Consider the following 19,483-nt stretch of genomic DNA (forward strand, 5'->3'; position numbering starts at 1 on the left):
CGTTGCCTATACTTGTCTAACGCTTTGTCTTACAAAGATTTTCCATGACACAAAAAAGTTCAAAATTTATTCAGATAAACCGTATTTCAAGCGCTTATAACCACAGTGCCTTCACCGATTTAGTTAAAGTGAACGATAAGCTGGTTTGCTGTTATCGTCAGGCAACCAATCACATCAGCGGTGATGGTCGCATTGAAGTTACCGTAACCGATCTTGAACTTAAGGTTCTTACTCGACAAATAATCTCTTTTCCTGATAGTGACCTGCGTGATCCTAAATTAAGTATTGATGATAATGGTCGTATCTATCTACTAGCCTACGCACGTATAAATGCCACCGAACAGTCATGCTCCAGCACTCGTTGGGTGAGTTGGTTCAGTGATAATGGCCTGACCTGGTCATCCCCCCACTTTTTCGGTACGAGTGGTTGGTGGTTGTGGCGTATAAGGTGGTATCAGGGTCAGGCGTACGGATTCGCATATAATCGTCTGCAAAATCGAATCGATCTTTATTCCGGCCATCCTCGCAAAGCCATGTACCTGCATAAATCACACGCACTCTCGTTGCGCGATCACAAGCTGGGTTACCCAAATGAAAGTGATTTACTGTTTGACGAAGATGGGTCAATGTGGGCATTGGTGAGACGTGATGCGGATAGTTTTTCGGCACAGTTAGGATGTGCAAAAGCCCCCTATAGGCAATGGCAGTGGCAAGATTTAGATACCTATATTGGTGGTCCTGTTTTGCATGCCTTATCGGCAGATAGCGCCTTAGTTGCTGGTCGCATTTGGCAGAATAATCGGCCACAAACAGCGATTTGGCATTTGACATTAAAAGATGCAAAGCTCACTCACCTGTTAACTTTACCTAGCGCAGCAGACAACAGTTATCCTGGGATCGTATTATACGGTGACACTTGTTATCTCTCTTATTATTCCGGCCACATAGACAGATCAACGCGTGTATATGTAGCCAAAATAGAGAACTTACAATGTTACTTAGATAAAATTAAACAGTGACAAACTCGATATGCGCGGAAATGTCTGTAGTGCGGCATTGAGGGCGGTTTCCTGCCTGGCAAACTCCGCGCTTGCTTCAGCAAAATCGGTTTCTTCAATATTCGCTCGCGCTGAGCGGACATTGACCTCTAGATCCAGATTGGTTTCAAATACGGATGAAGCCACATTTTGTCTCCCGCCGATTGACGAAATTTCAGCTGAAATTTTATCAGTCGCCGAGTCCAAGCTGGAAATAGAGCCTTGAATTGCCTTTCGCAATGAATCACCAGAGACACCGTCAACCGCTAAAGCGGTGTAAATGTCATGCAACGTTTCAGCGATATTTTTCTTTTCTGGTTTATTCAAAGAAAAATCCACGGTGTCACCAGCAGTGCCCGTGACGGTGAAACTCATCCCTTCAATGGTAAAGGGTTCGCCCGATGTGTAGTCAACCGTGTCGATAACCGCGCCGCTGGCAACGTTGGTTAGCTGAACCTGATTACCTGCCTGTAATGTAAGACGGAAGTCATTATTGGTAGCGGTAAAACCATCGTAATTGGCATCGAAAAAACTATCAAACGCATCCTGATTGGCAACATCAGATGCATTCACTGTGGCACCAATACTGCCGGATACCGAAAAGCCCTGTGGTGCAACAATATTTTCAAACACATCCTGGCCACTGGTCGTGCTACGTAACGTAACGTTATCGGAAAGCTTTACTGAATTGGTCCCGCTGTCTCCCTCGAAACGCACCGCATTACCCGGTGCTGCCGGATTAAAGCTGAATGCCGGGCTATCAGCCTGAAAACCGGCGAACATATAATCGCCAGACGGATCCTGAGCATTCATTAAATCAAGTACTTCGTCACGAATCTGCTGAAGTTCGTTACCAATGGCACGGCGATTCTCATCATTTAATACGCCCGAACCCGCTTGCTGAATAAGTTGTCTGGCGCGGGCTGCTGCATCATTGACGTTAGAAAGCACTGTCTCTTGTTGCTCTAATCGACTAACAAACAATCCATTGTTTTGTTTATATTGGTCAATATTCGCCAACTGCTCAGTTAACCTGACCACCTGAGCCGCGCCCACCGGATCATCAGATGGGCGATTAATACGCTTACCGGTTGCAAGCTGCTCCTGCGTATCAGCGAGTTTGCGCTGACTATCCATAATCGCTTCTAAATTACGATTGAAGAATTGATTGGTTGAAATACGCATGAGTAATTACCTGGCAGCCGATAAAATTGTGTCAAACATTTGCTGAGCTGTCGTTAAAATGCGGGCAGCGGCAGCATAGCTCTGCTGAAAACGCACAAGGTTGGCCGCCTCTTCATCCAGGCTTACGCCAGATACAGAGTCGAACCATTCCTGAGACTGTGATTTCATCGCTTCAGCAGCTTCTAATGATATATCGGCACTGGCTGCTTTTTCTCCAACATTTCCTACAACTGAGGAAAATGCATCGAAAAGGGTACGCGGTTCATTTGACGCATCGCTGCTGACCTGCACTAGTTTTTCGTCTTGTAAATTAATCATCTCCAGCGCATTAGTATTGTCATTAACGCCGTTGGTATTGTAAGACAATGCAAACGAATCACCTGCCCTTGGGCTGCCGGCCAGACTTAAGTCATAGCCGGGATAATCATCCAGCGCAGAAAATGAGGCTGGCCAAGGGGGTGTCGCACCCGACGCTTCCGCCTGGCTCAAGAGATTATCGTAGTCGGTTATGCCACTCACATTGGTGATCACATTTCCAGCACTGTCCAACACTCGATAATCAGTCGGTGAAGTAAACTGAATTTCAGCGGGCGCACCTACGGTTGCGCTGGGCGAGCCGGCGACACCGTGAATGCCACCAGAGCCATCAAACGCTGAAGCCTCATCACCTAAAGAAGGATCTACGGTAGTGTTAGTGACGGTGACCTGTTTGACGGTGGCTGTGCCTAAGTTATCACTGTCCGGTTGCACGCGTATGGGGGAAGCAAACGCCAAATCCTGTGGGCGATCTGTGGCCAACTCAATATCCGCCGCGGCGTATTTTGCCGGTTGGAACAAAAATTCATTGCCAACGGAGTAACCGCCGGTTGCTTCAAAGTCGATTTCTAACCCCGCAGGTAACTCAGAAAATCCAGCGCCAACGCTAATTCCCGGGTAAATTACCGGGCTACCCGAAGCGTCAAGTTTAGGCGTGCCATCGGCGTTGAGTAATTCTAATCGCACCTCATCAGGCACACCACCGCTGACACTGGTTACCGTGACCTTGTAATCCGCATCGGTAACGAGTTCGCCACTGCCAGGTGTAACCCGCCCGGTTACCGGTAGACCATCAGGTGTGCCGGGATAATTTACGCCAACAAATTCAGGCAAATTAAATATATCTCCGCCAAGTTGGAAATCCAGATCCATACCCAGTTTATTCTGGCTATTGACCGCGTCGGCAAACGCAAGCGCCATTTGACCTATGTCCCGCTGGGTGGGAGCCAGTATTTCATCACGATAGCGGAATAGCCCACCGATCTGGCCGCCCAGACTGGTTTCACCCAAATTGATTTTGGTGTCCTTTTTATCGCCGCTAAACTCGGTGGATAACTGCAGTTGCTTACGTCCTAAGTCGGCGTCGGTACTGATTTCAATGAGATTAAAGCTACCATCATCGAGGATCAGTGATTCACCGGTTTTCAAATTGATATTGACGGAGCCCGGTTCGCTTTTACTGTCGCTGACTTCAATTGCCATCAGTTCAGCGAGTTCTTCAATTGACTTATCCCGCTGGTTCATCAAAGTGGTGGGTTCTCGGGCTGAGCCAAAATCACCACCAGCGACTTGAATCGCGTTGTTTAACTCGCCGATGTTCTTAATGAGATCATTTGCACGGTTGACCATTGAGGTAAACTCCAGGTTTACCTCTTTTTCCTTTTGTTCCAGGAAATCTGATACGGTACCAAAGCGTCTGAGCACGTCCCGTCCCTGCGCAAGCACAAGTTCACGTGAAGATAAGTTTGACGGGTCATCGGCTGCCGTTTGCAGTGAACCAAAAAATGCACTTAACCCCTGAGCAATTGAATTGGCGTCGCTGGCCAGCAGGTTATCGATCGCTGAGGCTTTTTGCTGATACACCTCAAACTCACCTACTTTGGTAATGTCGCGGCGCAGTTGATTTTGCGCGAACACATCGATTACCCGCTCTGTAGTAGGTTCGCCCACGCCACCAACGATTCCACCTTCAAAAGTAGTTCGTTCGCGCACATACCCTTCAGTATTAACATTAGCAATGTTCTTACTGGTGGTTTGCAACAATGTACTGCTTGCATTAATACCGCTTTTAGCGATATTGAACATATCGACAGGACGGACCATAATCAGTTGCTCCTCTGCCCGTTAATGAAATTCATGGCATAAAACCATTGATGGCATCGCTTTTGAGGACTGCCATAATCTTATCTGCATATTGTGGATCGGTTGCATAACCAGCGCGTTGCAACTCACTAAAGTACGTTTTTGTGTCAGCGCCGTTGTCCACCGCCTGTTGGTAACGAGGCTGCGAACGAATAAAATCAACATAGTCATGCACCGCATCCTTGATAGATTCATACGCACGAAACGCGGCTTTGTGTTTTTTTGCCACGCCGCCTTCAAATTCCAGCGTATCCACGACTGTCTGGCGACCGCCCCAGGCGTGATTGGCTTTAATACCAAACAGGTTATGACTGCTATTGCCTTGTGCATCATGAATAACGAATTTACCCCAGCCTGTTTCTACCGCTGCTTGTGCGATAATCGCTTTTGGGTCTGTACCAAGTACTTCAGCCGCTTCCTTAGCATGAGGGTACAAGGCTTCGACAAAACTCTGCTGATCATCAAACATGGGGGCTTTAAATGAAGCGATTGAACCCATTGTATTTGATTCAAGTACTTTATCCTGGCTTAATTTGACCTGTACTCGCTGTGGTTGGTTCAATGATGCGATATTTCCGTCATTACGAATAACACTGGCCGGCGTGAAATTTTTGTCCTGCTGACCTAACTGCTGCACGATGATCTCAGCCAGGCCCAGGCCGCCACCTGCAGATAAATCCGCCGCTAACTGCTGATCATGCATGTCCTGATAAAACTTAACCTGTTCCGAATTAAACGGGCTGTTTTCGTCCGCAATGGCTTCCTGCGCCTGTCGCATTGACTTAAACATCATTTGTACGAAAATCGCTTCAAACTGCTGGGCTGCTTCCTGCAACACCTTTTCATCGCCAGAGGCAATGGCTTCACGCAGTTTATTGACGCTGCCTAAATCGTGAACGTTGCGCGCCATATCCAATTGGCTGGAAGCAGAATTGATTTCCATCAGATCACCACCAGTTCACCGCGTAATGCACCAGCCTGACGCAAAGCTTCAAGTATCGCCATCAGGTCACCCGGTGCAGCGCCCACTTCATTAACCGCTCGCACTAACTGATCCAGAGTGACGCCCGGTTCAAATTTAAACATTCTGCTATCACTCATATCGACATCAACGATAGAACGGGTGGTAACGACTGTTTCGCCTTCCCCCAGTGCATTAGGTTGTGTCACCAGCTGGTTTTCAGAAATCGTCACTGTGAGTCCGCCATGGGTAATGGCCGCAGGCAACAGCCGTACGTCCTGTCCAATTACAATGGTGCCGGTGCGGCTGTTGATAACAACTCTTGCAGGCGCGTCAGCCGGTTCAAACTGGAAATTTTCCAGCGTCGCTAAAAAGCCGACTCGCTGCCCTCTGTCGCGTGGGGCGGTCACTCTCACTGAGGCTGCATCGATTGGTTCGGCAATGGTGTAGCCCTGATCCGGTTGTGCACCTAAACGCTCGTTTATAGTGTCAGCCAGGCGCTTGGCTGTCGAAAAGTCAGGATGATGTAGATTCAGCGTTAGACTGTCACCATTGGCAAAGCCACTGGGTACAGTCTGCTCTACCAATGCACCATTAGGGATTCGTCCTACGGTAGGTGTGTTAGCCACAATACGTGAACCATCACCGCCCTCAGCGCCAAAACCACTAACCACTAAACTTCCCTGCGCAACCGCGTAAACCCGGCCGTCAACGCCACGCAAGAAGGTTTGCAGCAAGGTGCCTCCTTGTAAACTGCTTGCTTCTCCCACGGATGAAACGGTAACGTCTATGGTTTGTCCGGGTTTAATAAAAGCGGGTAGACTGGCATGCACGGCGACCGCGGCTACATTTTTAATTTTTGGTTTGGTACTGGGATCTAAACTGATACCAAAGTTACTAAGCATCGTACGAAAGCTTTGCTCGGTGAAGGGGCTCTGTTCGCCAGTCCCCGGCAAGCCTACCACCAGTCCGTAACCCACCAACTGATTAGCGCGCACCCCCTGAATACTAGCCACATCCTTTATACGCTGCGCATCAGCAGTGGCTGAAGTAGCCAGCAATATAACAGTCAGAACGAGGTAATACGTTTTCATAACATCCCCTAAATAGGCCACCATTCAGAAGAAAAGAAGCGCGATAGCCAGCCCTTTTCCTGTGATCGGGCGAATGAGCCAGTGCCGCTGTACTGAATCCTGGCGTTGGCAATTTTTGTCGAAACAATTTCATTCTGCGGACTGATGTCAGCAGGTCGGATAATTCCTGTGAGGCGAATATATTCATCTCCATGATTTAACGTCAGCCACTTTTCTCCGCGGATAACCAGATTCTGGTTGGGCAATACATCCACGACCGTGACGGATATTGCGCCTGAGAGACTGTTGCTTTGGTTAGCTTGTGCGTCGCCTTGAAAACTGTCTCCTGCAGACACCCCCAGTTGGATGGATTGACTGCCCAGATTTATCGCATTGCCCCCTAGGCCCGTTATCGGCTCCAGGTCAACTTCGGTATCTTTGGAGGTTGAGGTTCCGGCTGACTTTGAAGCGTTGGTATTTTCACTTAAGGTTACTGTGATCAAATCGCCAATTCGTCTCGCGGTGACGTCCGAATACAGGCTATTGGCCATATTTGGCCTGAACAGCGCACCGTCCTCAATGATATGTTCACGGGGGATATCCGGAATGACCGGAGCAAATAAAGGATCATTGGCCTGCACGGGCGGTGCAGATGTACTTGAACACCCAGTAATTACAATAATGGTAGTGAGAAGTAATCCTAACCGCATGACATCACCTTTTAGCGTTATAGCTGTTGTATGACCTGACCAAGCATCTGGTCAACAGACGATATAACCTTGGAGTTCATTTCATAAAGACGCTGGCTCTCAATGAGATTGACCAGCTCTTCTGTTACATTTACATTTGACGTTTCCAGTGCGCCCTGAACAATAGTCCCGAGGCCCTGCAATCCTGGAATGCCCTGAATAGGCGCACCGCTCACTGCAGTCTCGACAAATAAGTTCTGACCGGTGGGCTGTAACCCTGTTGGATTGATAAAGTCTGAAATATTGATTTGCCCAATAACCTGCGGCTCAGCTTCACCACGCACTGTGACCGACACCTCACCGTCCTGCGATACGGTAATTTGCTGAGCATCCTCTGGTACCGCTATTTCAGGTTGCAATAAAAAGCCTGCGCCAGGGGTAACAATCTGGCCCTGATCATTCAGGGTAAATTGTCCATTGCGGGTATAAGCGATGGTTCCGTCAGGCTGCAGAATTTCAAAAAAGCCGCGTCCCTGGACCAACATGTCCAATGAGTTTTGTGTCGTGACCATGTTGCCCTGCGTGTGTGATTTCTGTGTGGCAACCACTTTAGAACCGGCCCCCAACATAAGCCCGGAAGGTCTCTCTGTATCAGCCGATGAACGTCCACCTGGCTGATTGATATTTTGATAAAGTAAGTCTTCAAACACAGCACGGTCTTTTTTAAACCCCACGGTTGATGCGTTTGCCAGGTTGTTCGACACCACAGACACATCGGTTTGCGCGGCATCAAGTCCTGTCTTACTGATCCATAACGCTGGATGCATAACGACCTCCTACATGAGCATATTGCTCTGCTGTTAGTTAACTTGTTATTTGTTACTTGTTACGTCTTGTTAAATTACAGAATACGCAACATCATGTTGCCTTGCTGATCCAGATCATCAGCTTGCTTCATCAATTTCACCTGCAGTTCGTAATGACGTTGCAGGCTAATCATATTGACCATTTCATTTACTGCGTTGACATTGGAGCCTTCCACCACTCCTGAAAGCAGATTTACCTGTTCACTGGCATTAAACAGCTCACCATTTTTGGATTGAAACAGGCCGTCAGCTCTTCGTTCAATACTGTCTAATTGTGGGTTAACCAATTTCAGCCTGCCCACTTCTTCGGAGACATTAATCGGTGCGCCAATAGGACGGGTCGAAATCGTCCCGTCCATATCAATATTTAAATTATCCAGCGGCACAGGTAAAAATATAGGCCCGGCATCACCGAGCACTATATTGCCATGCATATCCGTCAAAACTCCGTCAGGTCCCAGCTGAAAACTGCCGTCACGGGAATAGACTTCATTCCCATTGGCGTCCTGAACGGCAAAAAAACCATTGCCCTGAATCGCAACATCAAGGTCCCGACCTGTTTGGATCATCGCACCGGTTTCATAATTATTTGACGGGCTTTCGGTCATGGCAAAAACACGAGTTGGCAGGCCGCCATCGTAGACCGGCATTGCTCTGGCCTGTTCAAGCTGAGCTTTAAAACCTATGGTTTGCGCATTGGCTAAGTTATTGGCTCTGACACCGGTAGCCAGTAAGTCCTGCTTGGCTCCACTGGCGGCAATCCAAAGTAATTTATCCATGACTGACTTTTGACGATAAGGAATTCATATCAGGAGTTTTGCAAGGCCGATGCCACTTTTATAAGCATCAAAAAAGAAAAAAGGCCGCGTTTGCGACCTTTTTAACATCATGATTTTATTAACGAATATTCAGAATCGTTTGATTGAGCTGGTTGTTCACTTCAAGCGCCCTGGAGTTCGCCTGGAAGTTGCGCTGGGCAATAATGAGGTCAATCAATTCCGTGGTGAGGTTAACATTTGCCTGCTCTAGTGCAGATGAGTTAATTTCACCAAAGGTTCCTGTGGTTGCTTCACCGGCAAGTGCTTCACCCGACGTAATGCTCTCTTTCCATTGCGTATTACTTTCCTGAATCAGCCCTTGCTCGTTCGAAAAACGAATTAGCGCGACGCGCACGATCGGTTCAGAGGTACCATTAGAAAAAGTGGCTCTGACCAAGCCATCAGGGCCGATATCAATACCGGTCAAGCGACCAACCGGTAGACCGTCCTGTTCAAGTGACGTCACCTCAAAGGATGAAGCAAATTGAGTTGGCTCATTAGGCGTAGCGATGGCAGGATTGAGATTAAAATCCACCGTAATTTGTTGAGAAGGATCGGAACCATTGGTCAGGATCCCGCCGCCTAATGCCTCGGTGGTAATTTTAAAGTCTGATGGCGTGTTTCCATCAGGGCTTTCAATACCAATAAAATCGCCACCTGCACTGAACCTCAGCTTAGCTGCGCTGACATCATTGCCGGTCGCTGTTCCCATTGTATTAGTAGCCGTTGCGGGGTCTGAATCACTGCCGTCAGCGTTGACTAAATCAGTGAGCGTGCCGTCAATGGCAGTTGCCAGATACCATTCATTTTGCACCGCAGGATCGTTATCCTTGATGAAGTAATAGGTCATTACGTGGCTGTCACCTAACGAGTCATACACTGTTACTGATGTAGCCGCGTTATACGTGAGTGGATCATCCGGATCAAACTGGGCAGGATCCTTGACGCCTTCATTCGCCGGCAAATTCATACGGATATCTACCTCAGAGGTTTTCTGAGGAGACCCTGACGAATCCGGAATACGCACCGGCACAGTTGTACTCAGCGCAACTGATGCACTTGAGCCGTCGCCGTTTACCGGGAAGCCCACCAGGTTGTCTCCATTGCTATTTACAACGAAGTTTTCAGAGTCTAATTTAAATTGCCCAGCACGTGTAAATGAATAATCGCGGGACGTAATTTCGGGTACCGTGGCAAAAAAACCATTTCCGGTAATCGCTAAATCGAGTGCTGTATTGGTGAATTGTAAACTTCCCTGAGAGAACTGCTGAGCCACTTCCAGTGTGATAACACCATCACCCACTTTAGTATCACCACCCGCCAATAATGACGATGCGTACACATCGCCAAATTCAGCACGCGATTCTTTAAAGCCTACCGTGTTTACGTTTGCGATATTATTCGCAGTGACATCAAGGTCTTTTTGAGCGGCGGCAACACCACTTAATGCAATGTTAAAAGACATAACTCACTCTCTCCTACTAACTACCAATCTGAATAACATCGTCAAGTTTAATGCTGACATTGCCGTCCAGATTCAAAATAATACCCTTGCCGCTTCCGGCAAGACTGACGCTTCCAACATGACGATTTATTGCTGTGGGTATGGCAACCCCTTCACCGCCGGCTTCGCCAGTGGCTTTAACAACATAGTCTCCAGCGGGCATTGGATTACCCTGAGCATCTGTGCCGTCCCAATTAAAGCGGACGTTACCCTTACCTTGCGTGCCCGCGTCAATGGTTTTAACTATTTCGCCGTACTGATTTTGAATAGTAATCTTCATGTTCTGTACGGTTTCGCCATTGACCACAACCCCTGATACCCCTGCACCCTCAGCGTTCATATGGCCGATGTTGCTCTCTACCAATACATGCTGACCAATCAGACTTGACGCCTGCAATGCCTGATTCGACGTCATTGAGGTAGCAAATGACTCAAACTTCTCATTTAACTGAGCGATACCGTCCGCCATAGTAAACGAGGTCATCTGTGCAACCATTTGATCATTATCAACTGGTTTGGTGGGGTCCTGATTGGCTAGTTGCTCTGTAAGCAGAGAGAAAAAATCTTCCTGCGTCAGGTTTTGCTCTTTTCCATCAGAAACTTTTACTTTTTCTTCCTGCCAATACAGATCATTGGTTAAATCGGAAGGATTAATAGTATTCATTACAATTCCTCAATTACCGCTCAGGCCAGTTATTGCCCTTGACCCAATTGTAGTACACGACGAAACAGACGTTTTGTGGTATCCGCAACTTGCACGTTGGTTTCGTAAGCTTTGGATGCGGACATCATGTCAGCCATCTCTTCAACGATATTGACGTTTGGCTTGTAAATGTAACCATCGGCATCGGCCATTGGATTGTTGGGAGCATACTCGACCTGCAGAGGCGCTTTGCTTTCAACAATCCCTAATACTTTGACACCGACACCGTCACTTTGATGATCGGTTGCTTTTTGCAGCTCTGCGGCAAAAACTGGTTTGCGCGCGCGGTAAGTTTCGCCGTCACTGCTACTTACGCTGTTGGCATTAGCAATATTACTGGCAGTGGTATTAAGCCGAACAGATTCTGCCTCCATTCCCTGGCTCGAAATTGACATAACATTAAATAAACTCATCCGCCTTGTCCTCCACTCAGAGCCTTCTTCATACCTTTGAATTTACCGTTTAAAAATTCCAGCGTAGCCTGATAGCGCAATCCATTATCGAGAAATTCGTTACGCTCTTTTTGTACTTCTACCGAATTACCATCCCCAGTGTCTGATTGCCCTGGAGAGCGATATTGAATAAAGGAGGTGGTGTGCATACTTCCAGTGATATGCTTACTATCAGTGCGCACCATCGTTTGTCTCTGGTCAGTTGCAGCCATCTTCATAGCCGACTGAAAATCAATGTCTCGCGCCTTGTAGCCTGGGGTATTCGCATTTGCGATATTGCCAGATATAAGCTCCATTCGCTTTTCTCTTAAGTTCAGCGCTTTTTGATGAAATCCAACCAGCCGGTCTAAATCAATTGCCATACAATTTACTCCTCTAACGCTGAGGATGTAGCAAGTGAAGTGCCAATTTGAAGTGTTGAATTAATTTGAAGACGGTCTGAGTTATGATTTTCGTTGGTAGTAGAGGCCTGGTGAACATTTTACCATATTGAAAAACTGGCTGGCGGTGCTAATTGATTCCGAAGCGCCAAGAAATAGAATGCCATCTGCTTGCAGCAATCCGGCAATTTGTTGCAGTATTTTTTGTTTAATTGCCGGGGCAAAATAAATCAGCACATTGCGGCAAAAAACGACATCAAACTTACCAAGGCCGGCATAAGAGTGCAGCAGATTCATGCTGCGAAATGCCACCATTTTTTTCACCTCTGGCTTAACCACCATGCGACCGTCCTCTAAGTGGTTGAAATACCTTTGTCTTCGCTCAAGTGACAACCCCCGGGCCAGTGACAATTCGTCATAAATACCTTCCTCGCAACGCGCGAGCATGGCGGTCGACAAATCTGTAGCCACAACCTCCACACCGCGTCTGAGGGCCGAGGGAGATTTGCGTCTATATTCCATCACTGACATGGCAATCGAATACGGTTCCTGCCCTGACGAACAGGCAGCACTCCAGATCCTGAGTGGGCGGGATAAATTAGAAAATTCTGGCAGAATACGATTGACTAAAAGGTCGAATGGATAGGTATCTCGAAACCATAATGTTTCATTTGTCGTCATGGCGTCTATGACTGCCTGCAACATAGACTTGTTTCTGCCCATGACGACCTGTTCAATCAGGTTATCCAGAGCATCAATATTAAATGTATAAAGTAGCGATGACAGCCGACTACGCACCAGGTATTGCTTGTTCACACCCAGTACGATGCCACATTGTTGCTCGAGAAAGTGGCCAAATTTCTGGTAACTTTCTTCAGAGACTTCTTTATTTTTCAATCCGTTGCCGCCCTGCTTTTACTCTGGATTTACTAACCATTTTTGCACGGCTGTTGCCAGTTCATCTGGATGGAACTTGGCTATAAAATCATCCGCACCCACCTTTTTCACCATTGCCTGGTTGAAAACACCACTTAGCGATGTGTGTAGAACCACATGTAGCTTTTGAAGTTCGGGCGTATTTTTAATTTCGGCAGTCAGTGTATAACCATCCATTTCTGGCATCTCTATATCTGAAACCAACACCCCTACGCGATCGGTTACATCGCCATATTCTTCCGCAATTTGCTTAAGTCGTTTCAGCGCTTCAAGGCCATTTTTAGCCATTTCAATTTCCAGCCCCAGCGAGGTCAATGCTTTCTTGACCTGATTACGGGCGACAGAAGAATCATCGGCAATAAAAATTATTTTATTTTCATTACCTTCTGTTTTTAAATTTGCGGCTACATCCGCACTGACTTCAGCATTTAATGGGGAAATCTCATTCAGAATTTTCTCCACATCCAAAATTTCAATTAACTCGTTCTCAACTTCCGTAACCGCGGTCAGATAACTGGCGCGGCCAGTACCTTGAGGTGGCGGCATGATCGCATCCCAGTTCGTGTTAATGATGCGTTCCACTGCCCCTACCAGAAACCCCTGAACTGAACGGTTATATTCAGCAATAACAATAAAAGAGCTGGCAAGATCTTCAATTCTCTTACCTCCTGTGGCCATACTTAAATCAATCACCGAAATCGTCTGACCACGGATGTGGGCAATGCCTCGCACAAGCTTGTTCAGTTTAGGCATAGAAGTAAGAGGCGGGCACTGTAACACTTCACGCACTTTGAAAACGTTGATTCCAAACCGTTGGCGACCATTCAATCGAAACAACAGCAATTCCAGACGATTTTGCCCAACTAGCTGGGTTCGCTGGTTTACGGAATCTAGAATGCCTGACATACATCACCTCTTGAAAAATTGGGCACGAACATTGCGTTAGACCTTATCACTTAATCGTGAGCAGTAAAATCGTCAAATAAGTGACGTTGCACTTAGCGGTCTTCTGCCATGTAGTGAACCTTAATCATAGACAAAATGTCACCAACTGAACACGAAAAAGTGCAAAAAGTATATGTTTTTACTATTTAAGAAAAATTCTCGAACCTGGCCATTCTTGCTATCAGCGTTAACGTTGATGGCGATGGCTTTTAGCACTAGTGCCAATGAGGAAGAAAGCTTACACAAGCAAATTGAGCAGGGAGCCCGTGACTATCTGCTCGCAGCCATCGGTGATAATCATGGCGAAGATAATGTGGTGGTAGAAGTTGCCTCAATTGATGACCGCATCAGCATTCCAGCGTGTCCAACCGGTTTTCAGTATCATGCTGATTCGGAATCGCTTTCGCAGGCTTATATTTCTGTCAGGGTCAGTTGTAACAATAATCAGTGGTATGTGTTTACCAACGGCCGCATAACCCGCACGCGCACAGTGGTAGTGACAGCTGGCATGGTGAGTCCGGGCACAGTATTGTCTCAAGAAAACCTTATGCTTGCCGATATTGATATCAAGTGGATAAGACATACCGCTTATTCCGACTTATCACAATTAGTTGGGGCAAGGATGAAACATCGTGTGCGTCAGGGGCAGCCCATTCAAGCAAATATGTTATGCTTTGTTTGTAAGGGAGATCGTATTACAATCAGCGCCCGCACCTCTGGCATGTTAATTAAAACAGCCGGGATCGCCCAGCAGGATGGTGTAGTTGGGGAAAATATTCGCGTCACCAATGCAAGCTCGCAAAAATCGGTGGTTGCACAGGTAGCGAATACGAACGAGGTTGTTGTCAGTCTTTAGTGAAATTACTGCGTATAAATTTTCATTACACAAATTCAAAATTTATACTAAAGTGTCGAAGACTGTTGCCGATAACCTGATTGAGGTGTTAACGGTAGTGGATTTTTAATTATGGCAATCAATAATGTAAATAATAATGGTGTGCAAAAAACGCCATTAGATAACACGAAACTGAGTAATCAGCAGAATGCTAATCAGGCTGCAGCTCAACAGCAGGCAGCGAAAGGGACAGCGGCGACTGCCCCCCGTCAGGACTCTGTGTCATTGACGCAATCTGCACAGCAGTTAAATCAAGTGCAAAAGAAAAGTAACGAGGCGCCAGTAAACCAAGAGCGTGTGGACAAGCTGAAAAAAGCCGTTCAAAGCGGTGAATACAGCATTAACCCTCAAGCCTTGGCGAGCAAAATTGCCAGACTGGAAGCTGAGGTATTCGGGTCTAAATCTTAAGGACAGTAAATGGGACAAGCACTGCAATCTTCGCTGACACAACAGGTTGAAAATTTACATCAACTTGCCGTGTTACTTGAACAGGAATTGCATTTAATTAGTTCCCGGGACGCTGAAGCCTTAATGAATTTGCTTAAGGAAAAAGAGCAGACCCTCGAAAGTATTCAAAAACTGGACGATACGGTAAACCAACAATACACCGACTTAACAGCTACAGGTTCGGTTCCAAGCGAAATCGAACACCTGATTGCCGACGCCAAAGCCCTGTTGGAACAATGCCAGTATCGTACCCAGGTAAATCAAAAAGCTGTCGAACAAGGACAGCTTCGTCTCACTCATCTACGTAATTTAATGCTTGAAGTAAGAGCCAAAGAATCGCTGACCTATGATAAAAGCGGCAAACCCCGGCCTGGTAGTTCTGGCAAGGGTATCAGCGCCTAGTTTTTTTGTAGGGTCAGTAGTACTTCACTGCCTTAATCTGACGCGGTTTTGCGGTTGATAAATACAATTGATAAACCGTTTCCATATCCAGCTCCAGTTCGGTTGCATAGGTATCCTCGCCTACTGGATATGATTTTACTACCCGTGCGCCACGAATGAGTCCTTCAACCGAGGCCTGCATTTGCGTATCCCCCATCACCATATTCGCAATAGATTGATTGCCCTCGATTCGCTGCCCGTAAACTTGTTCAGCGAGTTCACGATAGGCATCCAGCTTTGAGGCTTTCATAGCCATAATTTCTTTTATACTTGATGTTGAACCTTGCTGAGCATCAACAGGGGCGTAACCCACCGCGGTCAGAACCGGGTACTCTTTGGGCTGAACGACCTCCCATTCAACGTGTTTGTCATACATACTGGTGCAGGCACTTAGTGAAAACACAACTGAAACTGCTATGAAAACGTTTTTATTTACTGACATCGTGCAACCTACCCCTTCACGGTGACAAAGATATGACACTTGCTATATGGTTATCAAAAGGCAAATAACGTGCCTGAGTGGCTCGCAATCTAATTTGACTAAAAATCCTATTAAATCTGCATGCCGCTCAAAATGGGAATACATTATGCTTTATTAGCTGCGAGTCGATATTCTGACACATGGTGAAGCAGGTTGAGAGCATGAATTGCAGTTGGTTAATAAGTTTATTGTTAAAGCTAAATTCTATCAAAGGGAGGTTATTGCTAACCTGCCTTTGCCTTTTTCAAGGGCAAACTTATGCCGTCTGGTATGAGGCGCAGGGGCAAGCGCTGGTCATTTCAGGCGATCGGGAGCGAGCAAAAGAACAGGCTACCAACGAAGCCATTAAACAGGCCCTGTTATTTGCCGGAGCCTCGATTCGAAGCGTGCAAACATTAACAAATGGGTTGTTACAGAATGAAGCCTTTCAAATTGCTGCTAACGGCGAAATTGACAGTGTGGAGTTAATCAGCGAGGCCTGGCACGATGACTACGTAACAGTAACCATCAGAGCCGATGTACTACCTCAAAAAGCGCAGTGTGAGCCTGCTGCCTACCTGAAAACAATAGCTACCAGCTTTTTGCCACTACAAAACCCCTTGCATGCCCAGGATGGGCAATTACATAAAATCGGTGCGGAGACCAGCCGCAAACTGCAGTCACAATTTGACATGGCGACTGACACTGTAGTGATTAATTATATCGCTCCCTACACCGCGCGTTGGGACGACGTCAACGTTGTTCGTCAAGCACCCGCGCTTGCCAGGCAGAGCAAAGCCCAGTTCATTCTTGCCGGTACCATAACCGATGTCAGTGTCGCGCGTACCCAACCTACCGCTTATGCATTCTGGCAGGACGAGGAGGCGAGCCGCCATTTTGGCTTGGATGTACAATTAATTGATGGTATGAATGGCGCCACGCTACTGCGCAAGCACTACTCAACTACCTCGCATTGGCAGTACGACCGCTTTGCACAAGTTGATACCAGTAGTCATACGTTCTGGCAGTCAGCGTACGGGAATGCTATTTCTTCGACATTATCAGAACTGGTAGAAGACGTTGCAGAAACACTTATCTGTCATCCTGCAACTGGCCGGGTATTGAAAATATATAACGACCAAATCCAGGTGTCGATTGGACGGGAGCATGGCATTAAGGTGGGGGACGAATTGTCGCTATACCAAACCAACATGGTTGAGGATGCGTTTGGTCAGGGTTTCCTCCAATATCGTTTGTATCCAGGAAAGGTTAAAGTGGTCGCCGCCTTTGCGGATACCGCAACCGTTGAAGCGGTAGGCGATTTCATCCTGGCCAACATTCAACCGAACGATTTTGTGGCAAAGCGGTAAACAGCGTTCATTCAAACCACAATGTTGTCACACTTGCCCAGCGCAGCATTGTGGTTGACCAGATTACTGACTACCGCCGTTGCTATTTCATGCATGGCTTCCTCAGTGAAAAAACCTTGATGACCGGTAATAATCACATTGTGAAATGTTGCCAGCCGCTCAAATACATCGTCACTGATAATTTCTGATGACCGGTTTTCAAAAAACAATGCTGATTCCATCTCATAAACATCTAAGCCCAGATAGCCAATCTTCCCCTTTTTCAACCCACTTATGACGGCCTGGGTGTCAATTAAACCACCCCGGGACGTATTGATCAGCATGACCCCGTCACGCATTCTTGCAATAGCAGTCTCATCCACCAGGTGATAGGTGTCTTCACTCAGCGGACAATGCAGCGAGATGATGTCACTTTGCGCTAACAAGGCCTCCAAACTGACATAGATAGCCCCCAGTCGCTCCAACGCTGGAGATATAACCGGGTCGCAGCACACCACCTGACAGCCGAAACCTCGCATAATTTTTGCGATAGCTTTACCAATGTGCCCCGTACCGATGACGCCTATGCATTTGCCTTTGAGGTTAAACCCCATTAGCCCGTCCAGTTCAAAATTGCCTTCCCTGACTCGATTATAGGCTTTATGCACCTTTCGGTTGAGCGTTAACATTAACGCGACGGCGTGCTCCGCAACTGCTTCTGGCGCGTATGAGGCTACCCTGGAAACTCTGATCCCGGCTTGTTTTGCCGCGTTAATATCCACATTGTTGAAACCGGCACAACGCAATGCGATATGTGTAATTTTATGCTTAACTAATCGCTGTATTACTTCACTATTCACCTCGTCATTAACAAATACGCATACACCATCAAAGCCTTCACACAAAGCAACAGTAGACTGATTCAACGCGTCAGAAAAGAAAGAGAACTGTACGTTAAAAGAATCGGATGCCTTATCCAGCAACACAGTGTCATAAGGTTTCGCACTAAAAACGGCAACTTTCATTGGCAGAGTTCAGGTTGCAATCGGGAGATATTTGAAATAATAGTATGTTGCTGGCGAAATGACATGTAGGATTAACCAATAAGGCAATACCGACGAAAATGCCTTCGAACCATGTCCCTATAGTTTAACTGGATAAAACAAGAGCCTCCTAAGCTTTAGATCTGCGTTCAAGTCGCGGTAGGGACGCCACCTCACCCATTCATTCAGCTTGCAATTTTGACCCGTGCCCATAGATTGAACGTAAGACTAGTTGAGATTATTGGGTTGTCATTCTCAGGAGGGGTAAATGTCTGACACAGAGCACGATGACTTTTCTTTTTTCGAAGAATTTGCCGACGTTAAGCCATTAGCTGCTGACGATAAAATTAACCTCCACTCTCCACAAGATAGTCTGGCGAAAAAAGCTGGCAAATTCGCCAATCAACAACAACGTAAGTCAACCGTTGTCAATCCGCTGACGTTAGAAGCGGTGGAGCCAATTTCTCCTGAAGACTTCATTTTGTTTCAACAACCGGGCATTCAAGATGGGGTGTTTAAAAATTTAAGACTGGGTAAGTATGCCATCGACTACCGTCTTTCGTTAAAGGGACTGACCCTGGAACAAAGTCGCGATGCTGTTTTTGAAACCATAATGAAATGCCATCAAAAAGGAGTGAGGGCCATACTCATACAACACGGTAAGGGCGCCCAAAGCAAACCTTTTCCCGGGCTGAAAAAAAGCTATCTGAATAGATGGTTACGTGATTTAGATGAAGTAATAGCCTTTCATACCGCGCAGCCAATGCATGGCGGTTTAGGTGCAACTTATGCCTTATTAAAAAAGCATCCTGACCAGAAACTAATTAATCGGGAACGTAACCGTAGACGTTAAGTTAGTCTGTTGTATTTCTGCGGAGCTAGCTGAACTGCTGAAGATTGCCATTACTATCATTAGCAATACAACAACTGCGACTCCGGTTAATCCAAAACCTCGTGATGAGCGATTCATAGCCGTCTCTTTTTATTTTTCCAGACTTATTCACTACCTGAACAATAAGCCCAGTATTTGCGCACTTTCTTTCCCTTGTTGATTTGTGCATTCCTTAGCCAGATGTACTGTAGACTAATTAGAGAGCATTGACAAGATATGCGCTAAAAGC

General features: G+C 46.7%; 21 protein-coding genes and 1 tRNA gene. 7 read left to right on the forward strand and 15 right to left on the reverse strand.

All coding sequences use genetic code 11. The annotated features are described in order from the left end of the window. The first annotated feature begins 44 nt into the window (after positions 1-44). A complete protein-coding gene (locus HCJ96_RS06555) occupies positions 45-1,019 on the forward strand; it encodes a hypothetical protein (RefSeq protein ID WP_169210229.1) in 975 nt (324 codons plus the stop codon). Here HCJ96_RS06555 and flgL read toward each other — a convergent pair. The 13 genes from flgL to HCJ96_RS06620 all read right to left on the reverse strand — a co-directional run bounded on the left by flgL (position 999) and on the right by HCJ96_RS06620 (position 13,688). Then, positions 999-2,222, reverse strand: coding sequence for a flagellar hook-associated protein FlgL (gene flgL, locus HCJ96_RS06560; RefSeq protein WP_169210230.1), 1,224 nt, complete (start codon positions 2,220-2,222; stop codon positions 999-1,001). The genes HCJ96_RS06555 and flgL overlap by 21 nt on opposite strands. 6 nt (positions 2,223-2,228) lie before the next feature. After that, on the reverse strand, positions 2,229-4,361 hold the full coding sequence (gene flgK / locus HCJ96_RS06565) for a flagellar hook-associated protein FlgK (protein ID WP_169210231.1): 2,133 nt from the start codon (positions 4,359-4,361) through the stop codon (positions 2,229-2,231). A 31-nt stretch (positions 4,362-4,392) separates the two neighbouring features. After that, the gene (gene flgJ, locus HCJ96_RS06570; protein ID WP_169210232.1) at positions 4,393-5,343 is read right to left on the reverse strand and encodes a flagellar assembly peptidoglycan hydrolase FlgJ; all 951 of its coding nucleotides are present in this window, start codon (positions 5,341-5,343) and stop codon (positions 4,393-4,395) included. Then, positions 5,343-6,455: a flagellar basal body P-ring protein FlgI gene (locus tag HCJ96_RS06575; protein ID WP_169210233.1), complete on the reverse strand. Its 1,113-nt coding sequence runs from the start codon at positions 6,453-6,455 to the stop codon at positions 5,343-5,345. The genes flgJ and HCJ96_RS06575 overlap by 1 nt, the downstream gene beginning before the upstream one ends. A gap of 8 nt (positions 6,456-6,463) precedes the next feature. Continuing rightward, the gene (gene flgH / locus HCJ96_RS06580; protein WP_169210234.1) at positions 6,464-7,144 is read right to left on the reverse strand and encodes a flagellar basal body L-ring protein FlgH; all 681 of its coding nucleotides are present in this window, start codon (positions 7,142-7,144) and stop codon (positions 6,464-6,466) included. A gap of 17 nt (positions 7,145-7,161) precedes the next feature. Further along, a complete protein-coding gene (gene flgG, locus HCJ96_RS06585; RefSeq protein ID WP_169210235.1) occupies positions 7,162-7,950 on the reverse strand; it encodes a flagellar basal-body rod protein FlgG in 789 nt (262 codons plus the stop codon). Positions 7,951-8,024: 74 nt separating this feature from the next. After that, a complete protein-coding gene (locus tag HCJ96_RS06590; RefSeq protein ID WP_169210236.1) occupies positions 8,025-8,768 on the reverse strand; it encodes a flagellar basal body rod protein FlgF in 744 nt (247 codons plus the stop codon). Between the two features lie 118 nt (positions 8,769-8,886). After that, positions 8,887-10,272: a flagellar hook protein FlgE gene (gene flgE / locus HCJ96_RS06595; protein ID WP_169210237.1), complete on the reverse strand. Its 1,386-nt coding sequence runs from the start codon at positions 10,270-10,272 to the stop codon at positions 8,887-8,889. 16 nt (positions 10,273-10,288) lie between these two features. Further along, complete coding sequence (locus tag HCJ96_RS06600) at positions 10,289-10,975, reverse strand: flagellar hook assembly protein FlgD (RefSeq protein ID WP_169210238.1); 687 nt, start codon at positions 10,973-10,975, stop codon at positions 10,289-10,291. Between the two features lie 29 nt (positions 10,976-11,004). After that, on the reverse strand, positions 11,005-11,427 hold the full coding sequence (gene flgC / locus HCJ96_RS06605; protein WP_169210239.1) for a flagellar basal body rod protein FlgC: 423 nt from the start codon (positions 11,425-11,427) through the stop codon (positions 11,005-11,007). Beyond that, entirely contained in the window at positions 11,424-11,828 is a 405-nt protein-coding gene (flgB, locus tag HCJ96_RS06610; RefSeq protein WP_169210240.1) for a flagellar basal body rod protein FlgB, read from the reverse strand. The genes flgC and flgB overlap by 4 nt, the downstream gene beginning before the upstream one ends. Positions 11,829-11,909: 81 nt before the next feature. Then, positions 11,910-12,743, reverse strand: a complete 834-nt coding sequence (locus HCJ96_RS06615; RefSeq protein ID WP_169210241.1) for a CheR family methyltransferase — start codon at positions 12,741-12,743, stop codon at positions 11,910-11,912. An 18-nt stretch (positions 12,744-12,761) separates the two neighbouring features. Then, on the reverse strand, positions 12,762-13,688 hold the full coding sequence (locus tag HCJ96_RS06620; RefSeq protein WP_169210242.1) for a chemotaxis protein CheV: 927 nt from the start codon (positions 13,686-13,688) through the stop codon (positions 12,762-12,764). Between the two features lie 172 nt (positions 13,689-13,860). On the opposite strand from HCJ96_RS06620, the gene flgA reads away from it, so the two are divergent. From flgA to flgN, 3 genes are all read left to right on the forward strand, one after another. Continuing rightward, on the forward strand, positions 13,861-14,583 hold the full coding sequence (gene flgA / locus HCJ96_RS06625; RefSeq protein ID WP_169210243.1) for a flagellar basal body P-ring formation chaperone FlgA: 723 nt from the start codon (positions 13,861-13,863) through the stop codon (positions 14,581-14,583). A gap of 111 nt (positions 14,584-14,694) precedes the next feature. After that, positions 14,695-15,030, forward strand: coding sequence for a flagellar biosynthesis anti-sigma factor FlgM (gene flgM, locus HCJ96_RS06630; RefSeq protein WP_169210244.1), 336 nt, complete (start codon positions 14,695-14,697; stop codon positions 15,028-15,030). Positions 15,031-15,039: 9 nt separating this feature from the next. After that, the gene (flgN, locus tag HCJ96_RS06635; RefSeq protein WP_169210245.1) at positions 15,040-15,471 is read left to right on the forward strand and encodes a flagellar protein FlgN; all 432 of its coding nucleotides are present in this window, start codon (positions 15,040-15,042) and stop codon (positions 15,469-15,471) included. A gap of 13 nt (positions 15,472-15,484) precedes the next feature. Here flgN and HCJ96_RS06640 read toward each other — a convergent pair whose 3' ends face one another. Beyond that, positions 15,485-15,952, reverse strand: a complete 468-nt coding sequence (locus HCJ96_RS06640) for an LPP20 family lipoprotein (RefSeq protein WP_169210246.1) — start codon at positions 15,950-15,952, stop codon at positions 15,485-15,487. A gap of 260 nt (positions 15,953-16,212) precedes the next feature. On the opposite strand from HCJ96_RS06640, the gene HCJ96_RS06645 reads away from it, so the two are divergent. After that, complete coding sequence (locus HCJ96_RS06645; RefSeq protein ID WP_169210247.1) at positions 16,213-17,340, forward strand: flagellar assembly protein T N-terminal domain-containing protein; 1,128 nt, start codon at positions 16,213-16,215, stop codon at positions 17,338-17,340. An 11-nt stretch (positions 17,341-17,351) separates the two neighbouring features. On the opposite strand, the gene HCJ96_RS06650 is transcribed toward HCJ96_RS06645, so the two are convergent. Next, the gene (locus tag HCJ96_RS06650) at positions 17,352-18,344 is read right to left on the reverse strand and encodes a 2-hydroxyacid dehydrogenase (RefSeq protein ID WP_169210248.1); all 993 of its coding nucleotides are present in this window, start codon (positions 18,342-18,344) and stop codon (positions 17,352-17,354) included. A 113-nt stretch (positions 18,345-18,457) separates the two neighbouring features. Here HCJ96_RS06650 and HCJ96_RS06655 point away from each other — a divergent pair. After that, positions 18,458-18,533 (forward strand) — tRNA-Arg (locus HCJ96_RS06655). 97 nt (positions 18,534-18,630) lie between these two features. Continuing rightward, positions 18,631-19,215 (forward strand): DNA endonuclease SmrA, encoded by a 585-nt coding sequence (gene smrA, locus HCJ96_RS06660; protein WP_169210249.1) that lies wholly within the window; start codon positions 18,631-18,633, stop codon positions 19,213-19,215. Positions 19,216-19,483: the final 268 nt, after the last annotated feature.

The organism is Alteromonas ponticola (assembly GCF_012911815.1).
GTDB classification, from domain to species: Bacteria; Pseudomonadota; Gammaproteobacteria; order Enterobacterales; family Alteromonadaceae; genus Alteromonas; species Alteromonas ponticola.

Bases quoted from the DNA above. Each gene is read 5' to 3' on its own strand.
- flgK (WP_169210231.1), bottom strand. From the start codon at position 4,361: ATGGTCCGTCCTGTCGATATGTTCAATATCGCTAAAAGCGGTATTAAT.
- flgB (WP_169210240.1), bottom strand. From the start codon at position 11,828: ATGGCAATTGATTTAGACCGGCTGGTTGGATTTCATCAAAAAGCGCTG.
- flgE (WP_169210237.1), bottom strand. From the start codon at position 10,272: ATGTCTTTTAACATTGCATTAAGTGGTGTTGCCGCCGCTCAAAAAGAC.
- flgH (WP_169210234.1), bottom strand. From the start codon at position 7,144: ATGCGGTTAGGATTACTTCTCACTACCATTATTGTAATTACTGGGTGT.
- flgL (WP_169210230.1), bottom strand. From the start codon at position 2,222: ATGCGTATTTCAACCAATCAATTCTTCAATCGTAATTTAGAAGCGATT.
- flgN (WP_169210245.1), top strand. From the start codon at position 15,040: ATGGGACAAGCACTGCAATCTTCGCTGACACAACAGGTTGAAAATTTA.
- HCJ96_RS06600 (WP_169210238.1), bottom strand. From the start codon at position 10,975: ATGAATACTATTAATCCTTCCGATTTAACCAATGATCTGTATTGGCAG.
- flgM (WP_169210244.1), top strand. From the start codon at position 14,695: ATGGCAATCAATAATGTAAATAATAATGGTGTGCAAAAAACGCCATTA.
- smrA (WP_169210249.1), top strand. From the start codon at position 18,631: ATGTCTGACACAGAGCACGATGACTTTTCTTTTTTCGAAGAATTTGCC.
- HCJ96_RS06640 (WP_169210246.1), bottom strand. From the start codon at position 15,952: ATGTCAGTAAATAAAAACGTTTTCATAGCAGTTTCAGTTGTGTTTTCA.
- HCJ96_RS06575 (WP_169210233.1), bottom strand. From the start codon at position 6,455: ATGAAAACGTATTACCTCGTTCTGACTGTTATATTGCTGGCTACTTCA.
- HCJ96_RS06590 (WP_169210236.1), bottom strand. From the start codon at position 8,768: ATGGATAAATTACTTTGGATTGCCGCCAGTGGAGCCAAGCAGGACTTA.
- HCJ96_RS06650 (WP_169210248.1), bottom strand. From the start codon at position 18,344: ATGAAAGTTGCCGTTTTTAGTGCGAAACCTTATGACACTGTGTTGCTG.
- HCJ96_RS06555 (WP_169210229.1), top strand. From the start codon at position 45: ATGACACAAAAAAGTTCAAAATTTATTCAGATAAACCGTATTTCAAGC.
- HCJ96_RS06620 (WP_169210242.1), bottom strand. From the start codon at position 13,688: ATGTCAGGCATTCTAGATTCCGTAAACCAGCGAACCCAGCTAGTTGGG.
- flgJ (WP_169210232.1), bottom strand. From the start codon at position 5,343: ATGGAAATCAATTCTGCTTCCAGCCAATTGGATATGGCGCGCAACGTT.
- flgC (WP_169210239.1), bottom strand. From the start codon at position 11,427: ATGAGTTTATTTAATGTTATGTCAATTTCGAGCCAGGGAATGGAGGCA.
- flgG (WP_169210235.1), bottom strand. From the start codon at position 7,950: ATGCATCCAGCGTTATGGATCAGTAAGACAGGACTTGATGCCGCGCAA.
- flgA (WP_169210243.1), top strand. From the start codon at position 13,861: ATGTTTTTACTATTTAAGAAAAATTCTCGAACCTGGCCATTCTTGCTA.